We start from the raw sequence: 17,069 nt of genomic DNA on the forward strand, positions 1-17,069 counted from the left end.
ACGGGGCGGGCCCGGAGCGGACGGCTCCCTCCGGGCCGTTTCGCCTGCCCGGAGGTCTACGGGAACTGCCCGGCCATCACTCCGTCGGCCTCCGGGAGCTCCAGATGCGGGTCGGCGTTCAGGATCGCCTGGTGCAGCCGCTGCAGCCGCGCGGAGGGGTCGATGCCCAGCTCGTCGGCGAGGCCTCCGTGCAGCCGTCGGTAGGTCTCGAGGGCCTGCCACTGCTGGCCCGACCGGTAGAGGGCGATCATGAACTTCGCGCACAGGTTCTCATGCATCGGGTTGCGCGCCACCAGCATCGCCAGCTCCCCGAGCATCGAGTGGTGCCGTCCGAGGCGCAGCTCGGCGTCGATCCGGGTCTCCAGGACCCCGATGCGGCTCTGTTCGAGATGAGTGACCTCGATGCCCAGCGACAGGCCCTTCTGGACGTCCACCAGTACCTGCCCGGACCAGAGGCCGAGCGCCTGCCGCAGCAGCCGGGACGCCTCGGCGTAGTCGCCGCGCTCGAAGGCGCCGTTGCCCTCGCCGACCAGCCTCTCGTAGTTCCGGGCGTCGACGCGCACCTCGTCGGCGGGGAAGAGGTAGCCGTTGTACCGCGTCACCAGCACGAACTTGGCGGCACCGGGTGCGAGCGACCTGCCGATCAGGCGCCGCAACTGCAGGATGTAGGTCTGCAGGGTGGTCAGCGCGCTGCGCGGCGGGCTCTCGCCCCAGATCTCCTCGACCAGGGTCGGCACAGGGACGACCTCCCCGGCGCGCAGGGCCAGGAGTGCCAGGATCTGCCGCGGCTTGGCCGCCGTAGGGGCCACCGATCCTCCGGCCCCGACGGCCTCGAGTGGTCCCAGAACCTTGATGTCCAACATGTGCGCTCCGCCTTCCCGATCCGACTTCGCGATCAAGAATCCAGAATCCATGCATGCACATATCGGACACCAGAGTGCGGTACACCGATCGCGTATGAGCTTTCCACAAGGAGCCGCGGGCGGCGAAGGCGAACCCTTCCGATGCCGGCCGGGGTGCCACCGCGCGTGCGGAGGCGCTGGCGGCGCGTCCCTGAAGGAAATCCGGGACCGCGCGAACTTCTCTGTACCGGCAGGTCATCCTGACTCCCCTGCCGGGCCGCGGGTTCGGGACGTGCCGGGTCGGATTGATCACTTCCCTGCGCGCCAACTCCGCGGGGCCGTGCCCGCATCTCACCCGACATAGCGCGATCATGAAGGATCGCGCACCGAGAACGAGGGCGGGACTCATGCGGAAGATCCTCATCACCGGAGTGGCGGCGGTACTGGCACTCGGCCTGACGGCCTGCACCGGCGATGACGGATCCGCGGCGCCCCCGTCCTCCTCGTCCTTCGACTCGGAGTCCGCGCCGAGCGACACCTCCGCCCCGGACGCGCCCTCCTCGCCGAGCGGTTCGGAAACGCCGCAGGAGCAGCCGGTCGGCCAGCAGATCGCCTCGAAGTGGGGGCAGCTGCGCTACCTGGCGCCCGGCAAGTTCATCGTCGGCGACATCGTCTTCTTCACCGCCACCGACACCGTCCTGTACGTCGCCGGGGGCACCTGCCCCGACGGCACCACCCCGCCCGACGACAGCAAGTGTTCCATCGACGGTTTCGACGCATGGGTGCAGGACGCCCCGCACAACGCCGTCGTGGAGTTCTCCGGCCAGGCCGCCACCCTCATCCGGGAGACCCAGTAACGACCGGCAGCCCGGCGACCTGGTGCTTCGTCCCTTAAGGATCGGGTGGTGGCCTTCCCCGGACCAGGGCTGGGGGAGGGCCGCCGGTAGGTGTGCCGGTCAGGTGACTGGGGTGCCGGGGCGCGGTGGCCTCCTAGCGTGCGGCGGCATGACCACTGATGTCGGCGCGTTGCCGAAGACCAGTTGGGGCACGGTGCTCGTGCTCGCGCTCGCGACGTTGATCGCCGCGAGTGAGATCTCCCTGTCGTCGTTCACCCTGCCGCTGGTCGGGGCGGAGTTCGGGGTGTCGCCGGGGGCCACGGCCTGGGTGCTGCTCGTCTACACGCTGCCTTCCGCGGCGCTGGCGTTGCCCGCGGGGCGGTGGGTGGACGGGGCGGACCTGCGGGTCGTCTACCTGGCGGGGCTGGCGGGGATCGGGGTGTTCAGCGTGCTGGGCGTGCTGGCGCCGAACCTGCCGTCGCTGCTGGCCGCGCGGGCGCTGCTCGGCCTGGTGAGCGTCGGGTTCATGGCGTGTACGACGCCTGCGCTCGTGCGGGCGGTGCGGCCGGAAGAGCGCGGCCGGGCGATGGGATGGCTGATGGCCGTGATGACGCTCGGAGCCACCGGGGCCGCGCCGCTGGGAGGTTGGGTGGCGGCGGAGTTCGGGTGGCGCGCCGTGTTCCTGATCAAGATGCCGCTGCTGGTCGTCGTGGCGGTGGCGGGCGCCCGGCTGCTGCGGCGCGGCGACGGGCGGCTGCCCCTGCCGGGGCGCGGGCTGCTGGCCGAAGGGGCGGTGCTCGGCGGTGCCATGACGGCGCTCGTCCTCTCCGTCGAACTGGTGGACACCGCACCGGTTCCCGCCGCCACCGTCCTGGTGGCGGCGGTGGGGCTGGGCGTGGTCTGGGCGCGGTTGCGGGCTTCACGGCCGGTGGTGGCGGTCCTGCGGTCGGCGATGGCCGGGCTGCCCGCGCTGGTGCTGGCGCTGTTCGCCGTCTCGACCGGGCTGACGTCGTTCGTGCTGCCGTACTTCGTCTCCGACGTCCTGCACGCCGACGCCGGGCTGCTGGGTACCGCCGTGTTGTGCTGGGTGGGAGTGATGTCCTTGGTCACGCCGGTCGCGGGCGGGGTGGTGGACCGGGTCGGGCCGCTGCCGGTCGCGGCCGCGGGAGCCGCGCTGGTAGGCGTCGCGATCCTGCTGCACCTGCCGCTGGACGCCGGTGCCGGGCTGGGTGATCTGGCGTGGCGGCTCGCGCTGCTGGGCCTGGGCGCCGGGCTGCTGAACCCGGCGGTGACCACGGCGGTGCTGCGTTCCGTGCCGGACGAGCAGGCGGGAGTGGCGGGCGGCCTGACCAACACGGCCCGTACCGTCGGTCTGGTGCTGGCTCCGGCGGTGTCGGCGGCGGCCTGGAGCGCGGGCGGCTTCCGCGGCGCGATCGTGCTGCTGGCGGGCGTCGCGTGCGCGGCCTTCGCGGTGGCCGCCGGAGCGGCCGTCGCCGGTAGCCGGACCCGGTCATTCGACTGAGGTGCGACCATGCCTCCGCTTCCTAGCGTCTGCGGCATGAAAGCCATCCGCATTCACGCATTCGGCCCCGAAGAGCATCTCCACCACGACGACGTCCCCACACCCGAGCCGGGGCCCGGGCAGGTCCGCATCGCGGTGCGGGCGGCGGGCGTGCACGTGCTCGACGCGTTCCTGCACGAAGGCGACCCGTCCAAGATCCCCTTTCCGGTGCCGGACCTCCCCCTCACTCCCGGACGGGAGGTGGCGGGCGTGGTCGACGCGCTCGGCGACGGCGTCGAGGAGTCCTGGCTGGGCCGCCGGGTCGTCACGCACCTCGGCCTCGTCAACGCCGGTTACGCCGAGTTCGCGGTCCGGGAGGTGGACGCGCTCTTCCCCGTCCCGGACGTTCTCGACTTCCCCGCCGCGATCACGATGGTCGGCACCGGCCGTGCCGCGCTCGGCATCTGGCGGTCGGCGGAGGTGGGCGCCGGTGACACCGTCCTGATCACCGCGGCCGCCGGAGGCGTGGGCACGCTGCTGGTGCAGCTCGCCAAGGCCGCCGGAGCGACGGTGGTCGGCGCGGCCGGAGGGCCCGCGAAGACCGCGCGCGTCCGCGCCGCGGGAGCGGACCGGGCCGTCGACTACACGCTGCCCGGCTGGGAGAAGGAGGCGGGTGAGGTGAGTGTGGTCTTCGACGGCGTCGGCGGCGAGGCGGGCCGGACCGCCTTCGAACTGCTCGGACCGGGCGGCGTGCACGTGGTGCACGGCTGGGCGGAGGAGATCACGGCCTTCACCTCCGTCGATCTGCGCGACCGGGCGGTCAGCGCCGTGTACGCCCTCGGCCCGAGGATGGCGCGCAGGCCCGGCGGGATGCGCGCCCTGCAGGAGGAGGCCCTCGCCGAGGCGGCGGCCGGACGCCTCGTGCCCGCCGTCACCGCGTTCCCGCTCGCGGAGGCGGCGGCCGCGCACGCCGCTCTGCGCGGGCGGAAGACGGTCGGCAAGGTGGTCCTCCTGCCGTGATATCCCCATGCGGTCAGCCTTGGTTGGACTTTTCGGACACCAGTGCGGAAGTCCGTCTTCCCGGTCGCCTAGGCTGACCGCATGATCTACGGCCGCGAGCAGGAGGCCAGGGTCCTCGCCGAGTCGCTCCGAGCAGCACGTTCCGGCCGCGGCACGGCACTGGTACTGCGCGGCGAGGCGGGGATCGGCAAGTCCGCGCTCCTCTCCGACGTCGCCGACCGCGCCCGCGAGGACGGCGACCTGCTGGTCCTGACCGCCCTCGGTGTGGAAACGGAGCAGGACCTCCCCTTCGCCGGTCTGCACATGCTGCTCGCACCGGTCGCCGACCGCATCGACGCGCTGCCGGAGCGGCAGGCCGCCGTGCTGCACGCGGCGCTCGGCAGGGCCGACGGTCCGGCCGGCGACCGGTTCCAGACCGGCATCGCGCTGCACTCCCTGCTGAACGCGCTCGCCGCCGAACAGCCGGTGCTCTGCCTCATCGACGACGCGCACTGGATCGACGCCTCGTCCGCCGACGCTCTGCTCTTCGCGGCCCGCCGGCTGCGCCACGAAGGCACCGTCATGCTCTTCGCGGCACGTGACGGGCACGCCCCCGCGTTCCCGGCCCCGGGCGTTCCCCAGCTGCTCCTGCCCCGGCTGGACCGGGAGGCGTCCGCCGCCCTCCTCACCGCCCACGCACCCGACCTGCCGCACCAGGTGAGGGAGTTCGTGCTGCGGGAGGCCACGGGCAACCCGCTTGCGCTGAAGGAACTGCCCGCCGCCCACCGCGAGGGCGCCCTCGAACCGTTCGGCTCCGCGATCGGCACCGACCTGGTCCGGCACGGCTTCACCGAGCGCATCGTCAACCTGCCGCCCAAGTCACGCGCCATGATCCTGCTGGCGGCCTTCGACGGCAGCGGCGACCTGCACACCCTCGTCCGGGCCGCCACCCATCTCGGCGCGGACCTGACCGACCTGGAGCCTGCCGAGTGCAGGGGCCTCCTGCACACCTCCGACGGCCACGTCGCCTTCCCCCACCCCCTCATCCGTTCGGCGGCCGTGCAGACGGCGTCGCTCGCCGAACGGGTGGCCGCCCACGCGGCGCTCGCCCGGTCCCTGCCCGGCACCAGCCCGGACCACTTCGTCCGCCGGGTGCTGCACCTGGCCGCCGCGACCACCGAGCCCGACGAGTCCGTCGCCCGCCAGGTCGAGGAGAGCGCCGGCTGCGGCCGCGGACAGGCCGCCTACGGCACCGCCGCGGCGACCTACGAACGCGCCGCCCGGCTCAGCCCGGCCCCCGACGACCGCGGCCGCAGGCTCGCCCTGGCCGCCCGCGCGGCCGCCGACGCCGGTGACGCGCCGCGTGCCGCCGCCCTCGCCGAGCAGGCGACACCCCTCGTGGCCGACCCGGCCGTACGAGCCGGACTCGCCCAGATCAGCGCCCTCGACCCGTACTTCCGCGGCCGTCCCGACACCGCGGCCCGCCTCCTGATGGATGGAGCGACACCGGCGGCCGCGCACGCCCCGGTCAAGGCGGCCTTCATGCTGCTGGACGCCACCGGCGCCGCCTGGGTCAGCGGTCAGCGCACGATCATGCGCGCCGCCCTGGCCGCGACGGACGCCCTGCCGCTGCCCCCCGACGCCGCCGACGCCCGCACGCTGCGCGACGCCGCCGCCGGGCTCGCCCGCATCGCCCTGGGACAGCCCGGTGTCGCCGCGCTGCACGCCCTCTACACCGGTGACGTGCTGCGCCGACTCGCCCCGCTGGAACGTGCGTGCGCTCTGGAATGGGTCATCGCGACCGGTGACCTTTCCCTCGCGGAGCATCTCCTGTCCGAGGTCGCCGACGAGTACCGTACGAACGCGACCGGCGCCCTGCCGGAAGTCCTGCGCGACCTCACGCGCGTCCGCCTGCTCCGCGGTCATCTCCACGACGCGGACGCCACGGCACGCACCGCCGAACGCATCGCGGAGGAGACCGACCAGCCTTTCTTCGCCGCCGAGGCCCGCGGCCTTCGCGCCGCCATCGCCGCCTGGCAGGGCACGCTCACCGACGGCACGCCGCCCGCCACCGCACGCGCCGCCCTCGCGCTGGCCCGTGGCGACCTCGATGACGCGCTGGCGCTGCTCGACGTCCTCACCCGGACCGAACTGCCCGGCGTCATGACCCGCTATCTGTCCATCGACCGGGTCGAGACGCTGGCCCGGCTCGGCCGCACGGACGAAGCCCGCTCCGCCCTCGACGCCATCACCCCGTGGGCCGCCGAGACCGGCCAGGACTGGGCTCGCGGCCTTCTCGCCCGCGCCGAAGCCCACCTCTCCCCCGATCCGGCACCCCTCTGGGACGAAGCCCTCGCCCGCCTGTCCTCCTCGGACCGCCCCCTGGAGCACGCCCGCACCCTCCTCGGGCACGGTTCCTGGCTGCGCCGCACCGGCCGTCCCAGTGACGCCCGCCCGGCCCTGCGCACCGCCGTCGAGACGTTCGCCGCCCTCGGCGCCGCGCTCTGGACGGACCGCGCCCGCGCCGAACTCCGCGCCGCCGGCGACAGCGGCCCCCTCGCACCCGCCCCGGCCGCCGTGGAGGCGACGCCCCTGTCCCCCCAGGAACGGCACGTCGTACGCCTGGCCGCGGAGGGACTGACCAACCGGCAGATCGGCGAACGCCTCTTCCTCAGCCCGCGGACCGTCGGCTACCACCTCTACAACGCCTATCCCAAGCTCGGCGTCAGCTCCCGCATCGAACTGACCCGGATCGACCTCCCCGACGGCTGAACCCGAGGCCAAGACGCATGCACCAAGAGCTGGGTGACGGCCTTGCTCTCTCGTCGCAACAGCGGACTCCGCCCCGATGCCCGGCGGCGGGTACAACCGGCGGTACTTCGACCTGCCGGTGCCCGGGTTCAGCCGAGCCCGGCACCATGCCGAGCGGGGAACGGTGGTCGTCGCGATCGACTACCCGGGCATCGGAGACAGCTCGATCCCGCCGTTCGAGGTGACGGACCTGCCCACCGTCGCAGCCGCCGGCCACGCCGCGGTCATCGGGATCGTCGACCGGCTGCGTCGGGGTTCGCTCGCACCGGAGGCCGGTCCGGTCGCCGTCCGCTGCGTCGTGGGTGCGGGACAGTCGCCCGGCGGGCACGTCCTGGCCGGTATGCAGGCCCACCACCGGACATCCGACGCAGTGGCATTCCTCGGCAGCAGCATGGCCGGAACCCTGGTGCCCGCCCTGGCGCCGCTGGTGCCGAGCCCGCCGCGACCGTTGCGGAACGACTCGCGAACACGGACTTCGTCCGGGTCTTCCACTGGGATGAGGTGATCGGATCGGACACCGCCGGCCCGCCGTATGATCTCGCCTCTCTGGTCTCCGCCGACATCGCCGGAGGGCTGCCCGCGCGAACCGCTCTGCCGCCGCGGGGCACCGGCACCTAGTGAATGCGGTGACCGAAAGCGGAAGGACCCGCTGGGGGGCGGGTCCTGAGGGGGCGGTCGCGGGCCTTGCGTCAGCCGCGGGTCTTGCGGGTCTCGCGGAAGCAGCCGATCACTTCGGTCACGCCGACGGCGAGGACGACCAGGATCGTGCCGGTGTAGAGCTCGTCCGGGACCGTCCAGCCCTTGCCGTCGTTGACGGTGGCGAGGAAGTCCGGGTTGAAGAACGCCTGCTTGTGGAGGACCCAGATGAGGGAGGCCGCGAAGAGGGCTTCGGCGGCGGCGTAGGCGGCGGCGAGGGGGACGGTCCAGCGGCGCACGGCGACCCGGACCAGTTCGCAGAGCACGGTGCCCGCGAGGCCGGCGAGGATCGGCCAGATCCAGCCCGACCACAGGGCCGGGTCGAGGACCGGCATGTGGTCGCCGTCCGTGCGGTACGGCTCGGCGACGTGCTGCCAGACGATCAGCGCGAGCAGCAGCGTGCTGAACGCGGCGGAGGCCAGAGTGCCGGCGCCGGCCGCCTTCTCCGTCTGCGGGGCGTCGGGCAGGTCGTCGGGCGTCCAGCCCTCGGTGCCGCGGAACAGGCGGTCGAGGGAGCGGGAGCGCTCCACCACGGCGAAGACCGCGGTGAGCCAGGCGATCATCTGGGCGCCGACGGCGAGCAGCGCCCCGATGCCGCTGCCGATCGCCGAGCCGACGCCGCCGCCGTCGAGGACCTCGACCGCCATGGACACGGCGACGACCACCGGCAGCACGCCGGCCAGCAGGACCTTCAGCGTCCGGGCGTACGCCGGGTAGAGGCCGGGGCCGATCAGCGCGAGCGGCCGGTCCGCGTAACGGGCGGCGAGGCGGATCGGGTCGCCCATCTCGGTGAGCACCTCGTGCTCGCTCGCACCGCGCGCCTCGGCGGTGTCGGCGATCACGGCGCGCAGCTCCTCGGCGACGTCGTCGCGCTGGTCGGTGGGGATCCGCCGGACGACCTCGTGTACGTAGCGCTCGGTCAGGGTGTTCGCATTCATGGCTTCTCTTCTGTCAGTCGTGAGATCGAGGCGACGAGGTCGTGCCATTCGCCTACCAGGCCCGCCCGCACCCGGGAGCCCTCGGGACTGACCCGGTAGAACTTCCGCGGCCGGGACTCGTCGGTGTTCCACTCGCTGGTGAGCAGCTCCTGCTTCTCCAGCCGGCGCAGCAGCGGGTAGAGGGTGTTGCCGTCGACGGAGACACCCGCATCGTTGAGCGTCTCCAGCAGCGCGTAGCCGTACTGCGGCTCCTCGAGCAGCGCCAGGCAGGCCAGCACGACGGTGCCGCGGCGCAGCTCTTGGGCCTGGGCCCGGATCAGTTCCTCTGGGGACATGCCCAACACCATACAGTGTGCCGCACACTAATGTCCACCATCTAATAACTCAGGCGCTCTACCCTCGAGAAGCGGCCTCAGGCCTTCGACCCCGTCGCGGGTACCCCGCCCAAGGCACCGCATCCGATGTGACTCCCGCTGCCAGCGGTCCACCGCATGGCTACCGGGGCGCCGGACAAGCCGAACCGGCTCCACGAGAAAGCGCCCGCGTGCGGCATTCCGTCCGCTGGCGTGGAGAAGCGACCGGCCACCGCCCAGCGGTGCACGTCGTCATACGCAGACGGTCCGGCCGTGGGCCATTTCGGCGGACTGCCGATGCTGTCCGCAGACGCGACAAGCCTTCCGCAGCCGTACCGCAGCTCACGGAAGTGCACGGAGGCGCCCGCCAGGGGAAGGACGCGGCGCAGGCGTGAGGCCTTGCGGGCGGGAGCGAGTCGGGTGGGCACTTCCCTCTGGTCCGCATCCCGGTAGTGCCGGGGAACCGGGCCGGGTGGATCAGGCCGGGGAAGGCACGCGGCCTTCGGGATCCGCCGCTCTCGGCGGTTTCTTCAATGCCCTCCCCCGCGGTGAGCGCGACCGGGCCGGCGAGGCGTAAGGAGGCGAACGGAGGAGGGCTTCGCGGGTTTTTCTTTCCGCCTACGGGCGGGACTCGACGAGTTCGGCGAGTTGCCGGGTGACGGTGCTCCAGCCGTCGTGGAAGCCGAGCTTTTCGTGCTGGTCCCGGTCTGCGGTGTCGCGGTGCATCGCGGTGGCGGTGTACTCGGTTCCGTCCGGGTGGTCCCGCATGGTGATGACGGCGGTCACGAACGAGGCCTGTGCGGGCCGCCAGCCCGTTACGAGCGCGTCGGTGAAGACGATGCGTTCGAGTTCGTCGACGGCCAGGAAGCAGCCGGTGATGTGGGGGGTGAAGGCGGCGCCGTCCTGGCTGATCTCGGTGCGGAAGGAACCGCCGGGGCGCAGGTCCATGTCGAGAACCCGGCAGACCTCGGGCGCGGGAACCCACCATCGCGCGAAGCTCGCGGGGTCGGTCCAGGCGTTCCAGACCGCCGAGCGCGGGGCTCCGATGACGCGGGAGACGGTCAGGTCGAGTTCGGGGTGCGGGGATGCGGTCATGCGGGCGTCTCCTCGGTGTGCATGGTGACGAACTGCTCGAGCCGGTCGGTGCGGCCTTCCCAGATGTTCCGCTGTTCGACGAGCCAGGCCTCGACCACGCCGAACGACTCCTTCTCCAGCGTGCAGGTCCGCACCCGGCCGGTCTTGCGCGTCGTGATCAGCCCGGCGTCCTCGAGGTGACGGATGTGCTTCATGAACGACGGCAGCGCCATGTCGAACGGCGCCGCCAGTTCGCCGACGCTCGCCGGGCCGGACCCCAGCCGGCCCAGTACCGCACGGCGGGTGGGGTCCGCGAGGGCCTGGAACACGGTGTCGAGCTCCAACAGATACTGAGCCATACGGCTAAGTTATCTTCCTTGGAAACTGAGCGCAAGGGCTAAGTGTCAGGGATGCGTCGCCTGACGCCGGTGAGGCCGCACGAGCGCGGCCTCACCGGCGTCAGGCGGACGGGGATCAGGTGGTGGAAGGGGCGAGGGAGCGGGCGGCCTGGCGGACGTCGAGGCCGGGGAGGGGGCCGAAGCCGACGATCGGGGTGAGGCCCGCGTCCAGGTAGTGGTGGAGGCGGGTGCGGCAGGCGGCGGGAGAGCCGTGGACGATGAGGTCGTCGACGACCTCGTCGGGGATGGCGGCCGCCGCCGCGGCGCGGTCGCCGGCCGCCCAGGACTCGTGCAGGGCCTTGAGCCGCGTGCCGCGGCCGAGCCAGTCGTGGAAGGCCCGGTAGGCGGGGACGGTGAGGTAGGCGGCGAGGAGGCGGCGGCCGATCACCCGCGCGAGGTCGGCGTCCTCGGTGGGCAGGACGCAGATCGGGGCGAGCAGCTCCTTGTCGTGGCCGAACTCGGCGCGCACGGCCCGCACGTCGTCCGGGGACACCCAGTTGGTGATCGCGGCGTCGGCTTCCCGGGCGGCCAGGCGGAGCATCCCGGGACGCAGTGCGGCCAGCGCGATGGACGGAGGGGTCGGGGGCGGCCGCTCCAGCCGGAAGCCGCGCACGCCCAGGCCTCCGTCGGTCACCTTCTCCCCGGCCAGGGCGCGGCGCAGGAACCTCAGGGTGTCGCGGACCCGCCGGTACGGCTCGGTGTAGGGGATGCCGTTCCAGTTCCGTACGACCCCGGGCGAGGACGCGCCGATGCCGAGCGTGAACCGGCCGGGTGCCAGGTCGGCGAGCGTGGCGGCCTGCTGGGCGAGCAGTGCCGGCCCCCGCGTGTGGACGGGGACGATGGCGGTGCCGAGCCGCAGGCCCGGTGCCCATTGCGAGGCCAGGGCCAGCGGCGTGAAGGCGTCGGGGCCTGCCGTCTCCACCGACCACAGGCCGGTGTAGCCGAGCGCGGGCAGCGCCCGGACCAGGTCCCGGTGCCGCGACACCGGGCCCGGCGCCGCGGCGGTGGGCAGGGCGAGGGCCCAGCGGCGGTCTTCGGCGGTCACGGGTCTCCTCTCAGACTCGCTCGAAGGCGACGCAGGTCCAGTAGTTGTGGCCGGTGGACAGGCCGAGCACGCGGCCGCCCGCGGGGACCTCGTCCTCGACCTCGGCGAGGTTGACCACGAGGTCGGCGGCGAAGCAGTGCCCGTTCTGCTCGGTACGGGTGACGAACCGGTCGAGGTCGAGCCGTCCGCCGGCGGCCAGCAGCCGCAGCACGGTGGTGCCGACGTTGCCGGCCACGACGATCGGGTAGTCCTCGCGGTCGCCGCCCGGGCCGGGCGCGAAGAACCCCTCGGTGGCGCGCTGGATGCCGCCGACGGTGCCGCGGACCATGGCGATGGAGTCCTCGGCCGGGTCCAGCGAGTGCATGGTGTGGTCGGCCGCCTGGACGACGGGCCCGACCCGCCAGCCCTCCGCGGGCGCGTCGGCCGACACCATGACGGACGCGGCCGCGTCGCTCATGAGGCAGGTGCCCGCGTCGATCAGGCGTGAGCCGCCGCCCCAGACGTCGGTGGTCACGACCAGGACGTCGCGGGCGTCGCCGGTGAGGACGTGGTTGCGCGCGACCCGCAGGAGGGCGCCGAAGTTGGCGCACACGTTGGCGGTGACGAGCATCAGCGGGACGTGGTCGGCGCCGATCGCCTCGGCGAACCTGTCCGGGTCGCGGCGCAGGTCGACCCGGTCGTCGATCGACTCGCACGCGTAGAGGACCAGGTCGGGTCGCCGGGCGGCCCGCCGCAGGGTCTCGGCGGCGCTGCGGGCGGCGATCCGCCAGGGCGCCTCGTCGGTCCGGTAGAAGCCCGCGATCTTCTCCTTGGCGAGCCGTTCCCGTTCGGCGGCCGACGGCTCGGGCCCGTCGCCGGGCCAGACGTCCTTGTCACCGAACGCCCAGGCGGAGGCGTGCATGTGGGCGGCGCTCATCGGACCGCCTCCGCCTGCTCGCGACCGTCGACCAGGATGGTGAAGGCGGCACCCGAGCCGAACAGGCCGCGCATGATGGCGGTCATGGTGTTCTCGAACGCCTCGATCGCGATCGGGTCGAGCAGCTCGGCGACCGAGGGCATGCCGAGGTCGAACGCCGACTCGAAGACCACGAGGGAGCCCGCGGCGGCGGGTTCGACCCGCCAGGAGCCGTGGAAGGAGTCGAGGTCGCCCTCCAGCTGCTCGAAGGCCAGGGAGCGCGAGCCGGGGCCGGGGGCGTCGAGCTGCGTCCAGCGCATGATGCCCTCGTAGAAGCGCACCTCCCAGAAGGACGTCTGCCGCCCGTCGGCGTCCCTCTTCACCTCCAGGCGCCGGATGACGTCGGTGTGCTCGGTGAAGGCCTCGAAAGCCGACACGCGTGCGAAGACGTCGTCCGGTGCGAGGTCGGGAACGAGGGTGCGGAGCATGAAGTGCTTCATGCCGGGGTCCCTTCTTTCGTCGTGGTCTTCATCAGTGCCGCCAGGCTCAGGGGCTCGGTGCGGGCGTGGCCCGTGGTGCGGACCCAGTACTCGGCGGTCGTGCGCAGGACGGCCAGGGGGTCGTGCGCCGCGCCGTGGCGCTCCAGCAGCGCGCCGCTGGAGGGGAAGGGCTCGGGCGAGGACAGGTAGGGGGCGACGTGCTCGAAGATCCCCGTCACCAGGTGCCGCAGCTTCGGCGGGATGCCGGGCAGGAAGACGGGTTTGATGAGCCGCTCGTACATCTCCAGCGGAACGACCCGGGGGCGGCTGAACGGCCGGCTGATCTCGTCGCCGAGCTCGGTCAGCACCCCGACGAGCGCGTCGAAGGTGATGGCCCGCTCGCCCGCGGTGATCCACACCTCCGCGCGGTCGGGCAGTCCTCCGCGTGCCGCGGCCGCGATGACCCGGGCGGTCAGGTCCTGCGGCACGAAGTCGACGAGGCTTCCGCGCTCGGCGGGGAAGGCCGGGAAGAGGCCCTGCAGGATGGCTCCGCAGGTGCGGTGCAGACCCTGGAACTCGCTGATCTCCCCGGTGCGCGCGTCCCCGGCGACGATGGAGGGCCGCAGGATCGTGTACCCGGATCCCAGCTCGCGCACCTCGCGTTCCGCGGCGCGTTTCGACTCGGCGTAGGGCATCGGGCGGGCCGCGCCGCCGGGCCGTTCGAGGGCGTGCACGAAGGCGGTGCTCACGTAGTGGAAGGGCGCCTGCGCGCGCAGGGCCAGGTCCATGAGGGTGCGGGTGCCGGCCAGGTTGGTCTCCGCCAGCTCCTCCACGGGGCTGTTCAGCCTGGTGTCCGCGGCGCAGTGGACCACGCCGCCGATCCGGCGGGCGAGGTCGTCGTAGGCGGCGGCCGAGAGCCCGAGGCGTTCGGCCCGGACGTCGCCGCGCACGGACGCGACGCCGTCCAGGGGCCGGTCGCGCACCAGGGCGAGGTACTCGTCCGGGCGCAGCACGCGACGCAGCGCCGTCCCGACCACTCCGGACCCGCCCGTCAGCAGGAAGGGTTTCTTCGTCGTCATCGTGCGTCCTCCTCGAAGGCGCGGCCCAGGTCGGCGACGATCTCGGCCGCGGGCCGGACGCGGTCCACACGCGCGCACGACGTGCCCGCGTACATCGCCATGTGGTCGATCCGGCCCCGGGTGGCCCGGGTGGGCGCCGCCGAGGAGAACCGGTAGACGGGATGGCGGGTGCGGCCCACCGTGGTGAAGCCGATGGGAGTGCGGGGGAACCGGCCGGGGGCGTCGGTGACGGCGCTGCGCAGGACGCGGTGCCGCCGCCCGGGCCAGCCGAGGTCGAAGACACCGGTGACGACCGTGTCGGCCGCGTCCGCCTCGACCACCCGCCGCCGGTACAGGGGGTGGGCGTCGGACTCGGCCGCGGCGATGAACGCGGTCCCGCTGCACACCCCGTCGGCGCCCGCCTCCGCGGCGGCCGCCACCGCGTCGGCCGTCGTGAGGCCGCCCGCCGCCAGCAGCACGGCCTGCGGATGCCGGGTGCGCACCTCGCGCAGCAGCGGGAGCAGCGGGCGGTCGCCGAGCAGGCGGCCACCTGCACCCGCCCCTTGCAGGACCACGGCGTGCGCGCCGCCGAGCAGAGCGGCGTCTGCGTCGTCGGCCGTCCCCACCTGGACGATGAGGCGGCGTCCCGCGGTCCTCAGCCGCGCGGCGAGTCCCGAGGGGAGCAGGCCGAACCCGACGACGAGAATCCGGGAGGGCGTCGTGGCCAGGATCTGCTCCACCTGCGCGGCCAGGATCCGGGCTCCGGCGGCCTCGGGCACCAGGCCGACGCCCGCCGGGCCGGCGGTCAGATCGGTGAGGGACCTGAGCAGCACGGCGAGGTCGGCGCCGGTGGCCTTGTAGGCGCCGACGACCCCGAGACCGCCGGCGCGGCCGACGGCGGCGGCCAGGCCGGGCCCGGCCACGCCGCCCATCCCGGCGAGCATGACCCCCCGGTCCAGGGCCAGGCCGCGGGTGTCCCGGCGGGCCCGCGCCGTCGCCGTCACGCCCGCGCTCCCGGGTACGCCCGGACGGCGTCGCAGGCGGCGTCCCAGTCCCCGGCGAACCGGGTCTGCAGCGCGTGCAGCCACCGTTCGACACCGAAGGCGACGCAGGCGGTGTGCGCGGTCTCGCCCTCCACCCGGAGGTCGGCCCGTTCGCCGAAGAAGTTGCGGTGGTGGTTGACCGAGGCGATCGCGACGCCGTCGGCGGTGACGAACTCCTGCTTGACGGGGAAGAGCCGCTGCATCACCGCCCGCGACCCGTCGGGATCGAAGAACGGGTCGGTGGCGACCTCGGTGGCCAGGTCCAGGCCCAGGTGGTCGGCGAACTCTCCGATCAGGGCCGCGTGCCGCTCCAGGTGGGCCTGGACGTCCTCGGGCCCGCCGATGGCGACGATCTCCCGCATGGTGAACCCGTGCAGCCGCCGCAGGCCCTGGTACTCCTTCTCGCGCCGGAAGCACTGCGCGATCGTCGTGGCCTTCACCGTCCGGTCCAGCCGTGCGCCGCGCAGAGCCGAGTAGAGGTTGTAGCAGGCGGCGGACGGCAGCAGGAGGGCGGTGGAACCCAGCCGGTCGGGGCTCAGCGAAGCGTCGTCGCCGCGGCCGGGCAGGGTGTCGGGGTCGGAGGTGTCGACGGGCGCGGCGGCCAGGGCGAGGTGCGGGAAGTTGACGAAGTAGTCGAAGTCGGCCAGGTCGGCGGCGCTGGCCAGCGGCGGGCAGAGCACCCGTTCGGCTCCGGCGCGGTCGGCCCAGCCGGTGAAGACGGCGTCGAGCGCGTCGCGGAGCCGGACCGCCGGGGAGCCCAGGGTGACCAGCCCGGCTTCGACGTGCACGGGCGGGAAGGCGCGGGAGAGCGCCGAGGGAGTGGTCACGGTACTGCCTTTCCGGCCAGGAAGGCCGCGTTGATCCGGTTGAGGGTCCGGAAGTTCATCGCGTCGATCCGCTTGGGGTCGATGCGCTCGCCGGTGAGCTCCTCGAGCAGGAAGAGGAACTCCACGAAGCCGACGGAGTCGAGGATCCGGTCCTCGACCAGGTCCTGGTCCCAGTCGAGGGAGTCCAGCGCGTCGTTGCGCCGCCGGAGGAAGTCGATGACCCGCTCCATGTCCGGCGACGCCGTGTGGTCAGACCGCGACACCCTCGCCTCCCCACGGCGTCCCGAAGATGCCCGCGGACACGAAGAACCTGTCGATCCTGGCCATCACCCTGCGGTGGATCTCCTCGCGGGCCGGGTGGGCCATGGCCTCGCGCCGCACCTCCAGCGGCCGGGCGACGCCGGCGTCGCGGTAGGCGTGCGGGTTGTAGAGGCTGCGCACGGAGTAGGCCATGTAGGCCTTGACGTAGTCCTCGATCTCCGCCGTCCGGCCCTGCCCGTGCAGCTCCACGGCGTGCGCGTACAGGTGCCGGAGGAACTGCTTGCCGAAGGCCACGTGCCGGCTCTCGTCGTGGTGGTGCACCGAGTGCAGCTCCTGGAGGATCTCCGGCAGCCGCCGGTCCCTGCCCATGCGGCTGTTGTAGTAGTCGAAGATCTCCTCGAAGATGAGGATGCGGGCGAAGACCACGACGTCCTCCCACTCCTCCTCGAACACCTCGCGCTGGTACGGGGTGGAGACATCGGGGTAGATGCCGCCCGCGTACCGGTTGCAGAACTCGGCGAAGAACCACATGTGCGCGTTCTCCTCGCCGACGAAGTGGTGCAGGTACTCGGAGTACGCGGCGAACCGGGGCGTGTGGATCCGGCGGGACACCTCGATCATCAGCTCCCGGATGCCGTGGACGTGGAGGCTGAAGAAGTTCACGGTCTCCCGCCGCGCGAGCTCCCTGAGGACCCGCTCGTCGCCCACCAGGCCGGTGCCGTGGACGGTGAGGTGCTCCGGGCTCATCCACCAGGAGCCGTCGTCCATGCGGTCGGGCCAGGTGAAACGGGTGTACGGGTTGTAGTGGTCGTGCCGGGATTTGGCCGAGAGGCGCTCGACCATCTCCGCGAAGGCCGGCTCTTCCTTCACACGCATCGTTGTCCCGATCCTTGCCTTGTACGTGTTTGTCAACTTCCGTGCCGCTCTGTCGGCGGCGTGGATCACACCGCCCAGCGGGTGTGCTGAAAGTCTCGGTTAGGCTGGTTTTCGAGGGGTTCTGGAGAGGTTCAGGA

18 protein-coding genes are annotated in these 17,069 nt (G+C 73.0%); 5 read left to right on the plus strand and 13 right to left on the minus strand.

The genetic code is table 11. The features are described from left to right. Positions 1-56 precede the first annotated feature (56 nt). Entirely contained in the window at positions 57-863 is an 807-nt protein-coding gene (locus C2865_RS02055) for an AfsR/SARP family transcriptional regulator (RefSeq protein WP_198652822.1), read from the minus strand. 386 nt (positions 864-1,249) lie between these two features. On the opposite strand from C2865_RS02055, the gene C2865_RS02060 reads away from it, so the two are divergent. The 5 genes from C2865_RS02060 (at position 1,250) to C2865_RS02080 (ending at position 7,494) form a co-directional block, all read left to right on the plus strand. Further along, positions 1,250-1,699 (plus strand): hypothetical protein, encoded by a 450-nt coding sequence (locus C2865_RS02060; RefSeq protein WP_106396549.1) that lies wholly within the window; start codon positions 1,250-1,252, stop codon positions 1,697-1,699. A gap of 148 nt (positions 1,700-1,847) precedes the next feature. Next, on the plus strand, positions 1,848-3,200 hold the full coding sequence (locus C2865_RS02065; RefSeq protein WP_106396550.1) for an MFS transporter: 1,353 nt from the start codon (positions 1,848-1,850) through the stop codon (positions 3,198-3,200). 36 nt (positions 3,201-3,236) lie between these two features. After that, the gene (locus C2865_RS02070; RefSeq protein ID WP_106396551.1) at positions 3,237-4,199 is read left to right on the plus strand and encodes a zinc-binding dehydrogenase; all 963 of its coding nucleotides are present in this window, start codon (positions 3,237-3,239) and stop codon (positions 4,197-4,199) included. An 81-nt stretch (positions 4,200-4,280) separates the two neighbouring features. Next, on the plus strand, positions 4,281-6,950 hold the full coding sequence (locus C2865_RS02075; RefSeq protein WP_106396552.1) for a helix-turn-helix transcriptional regulator: 2,670 nt from the start codon (positions 4,281-4,283) through the stop codon (positions 6,948-6,950). A 76-nt stretch (positions 6,951-7,026) separates the two neighbouring features. Further along, positions 7,027-7,494, plus strand: coding sequence for an alpha/beta fold hydrolase (locus C2865_RS02080; protein ID WP_106396553.1), 468 nt, complete (start codon positions 7,027-7,029; stop codon positions 7,492-7,494). Between the two features lie 184 nt (positions 7,495-7,678). Here the strand turns inward: C2865_RS02080 and C2865_RS02085 are convergent, their stop codons facing one another. The 12 genes from C2865_RS02085 to C2865_RS02140 all read right to left on the minus strand — a co-directional run bounded on the left by C2865_RS02085 (position 7,679) and on the right by C2865_RS02140 (position 16,932). After that, on the minus strand, positions 7,679-8,623 hold the full coding sequence (locus tag C2865_RS02085) for an HAAS signaling domain-containing protein (RefSeq protein WP_106396554.1): 945 nt from the start codon (positions 8,621-8,623) through the stop codon (positions 7,679-7,681). Then, positions 8,620-8,958: a PadR family transcriptional regulator gene (locus tag C2865_RS02090; protein ID WP_106397434.1), complete on the minus strand. Its 339-nt coding sequence runs from the start codon at positions 8,956-8,958 to the stop codon at positions 8,620-8,622. Before C2865_RS02090 ends, C2865_RS02085 begins: the two co-directional genes overlap by 4 nt. Positions 8,959-9,594: 636 nt before the next feature. Then, a complete protein-coding gene (locus C2865_RS02095; RefSeq protein ID WP_106396555.1) occupies positions 9,595-10,071 on the minus strand; it encodes an SRPBCC family protein in 477 nt (158 codons plus the stop codon). Continuing rightward, positions 10,068-10,409 (minus strand): ArsR/SmtB family transcription factor, encoded by a 342-nt coding sequence (locus C2865_RS02100; RefSeq protein ID WP_106396556.1) that lies wholly within the window; start codon positions 10,407-10,409, stop codon positions 10,068-10,070. The genes C2865_RS02095 and C2865_RS02100 overlap by 4 nt, the downstream gene beginning before the upstream one ends. A gap of 115 nt (positions 10,410-10,524) precedes the next feature. Next, positions 10,525-11,493 (minus strand): LLM class F420-dependent oxidoreductase, encoded by a 969-nt coding sequence (locus tag C2865_RS02105; protein ID WP_232835295.1) that lies wholly within the window; start codon positions 11,491-11,493, stop codon positions 10,525-10,527. A 10-nt stretch (positions 11,494-11,503) separates the two neighbouring features. Beyond that, complete coding sequence (locus C2865_RS02110) at positions 11,504-12,409, minus strand: beta-ketoacyl-[acyl-carrier-protein] synthase family protein (protein WP_106396557.1); 906 nt, start codon at positions 12,407-12,409, stop codon at positions 11,504-11,506. Next, positions 12,406-12,888, minus strand: a complete 483-nt coding sequence (locus tag C2865_RS02115) for a type II toxin-antitoxin system RatA family toxin (RefSeq protein ID WP_106396558.1) — start codon at positions 12,886-12,888, stop codon at positions 12,406-12,408. Before C2865_RS02115 ends, C2865_RS02110 begins: the two co-directional genes overlap by 4 nt. After that, the gene (locus tag C2865_RS02120; RefSeq protein WP_106396559.1) at positions 12,885-13,946 is read right to left on the minus strand and encodes an SDR family oxidoreductase; all 1,062 of its coding nucleotides are present in this window, start codon (positions 13,944-13,946) and stop codon (positions 12,885-12,887) included. The genes C2865_RS02115 and C2865_RS02120 overlap by 4 nt, the downstream gene beginning before the upstream one ends. Continuing rightward, a complete protein-coding gene (locus C2865_RS02125) occupies positions 13,943-14,929 on the minus strand; it encodes an NAD(P)H-dependent flavin oxidoreductase (RefSeq protein ID WP_106396560.1) in 987 nt (328 codons plus the stop codon). The genes C2865_RS02120 and C2865_RS02125 overlap by 4 nt, the downstream gene beginning before the upstream one ends. Next, complete coding sequence (locus C2865_RS02130) at positions 14,926-15,795, minus strand: aminoacyl--tRNA ligase-related protein (RefSeq protein WP_106396561.1); 870 nt, start codon at positions 15,793-15,795, stop codon at positions 14,926-14,928. The genes C2865_RS02125 and C2865_RS02130 overlap by 4 nt, the downstream gene beginning before the upstream one ends. Next, positions 15,792-16,058, minus strand: coding sequence for a hypothetical protein (locus C2865_RS02135; protein ID WP_198652823.1), 267 nt, complete (start codon positions 16,056-16,058; stop codon positions 15,792-15,794). The genes C2865_RS02130 and C2865_RS02135 overlap by 4 nt, the downstream gene beginning before the upstream one ends. Continuing rightward, the gene (locus C2865_RS02140) at positions 16,045-16,932 is read right to left on the minus strand and encodes a diiron oxygenase (RefSeq protein WP_106396562.1); all 888 of its coding nucleotides are present in this window, start codon (positions 16,930-16,932) and stop codon (positions 16,045-16,047) included. The genes C2865_RS02135 and C2865_RS02140 overlap by 14 nt, the downstream gene beginning before the upstream one ends. Between the last annotated feature and the right edge of the window lie 137 nt (positions 16,933-17,069).

Origin of the sequence: Actinocorallia populi (assembly GCF_002995495.1) — a bacterium.
GTDB classification, from domain to species: Bacteria; Actinomycetota; Actinomycetes; order Streptosporangiales; family Streptosporangiaceae; genus Actinocorallia; species Actinocorallia populi.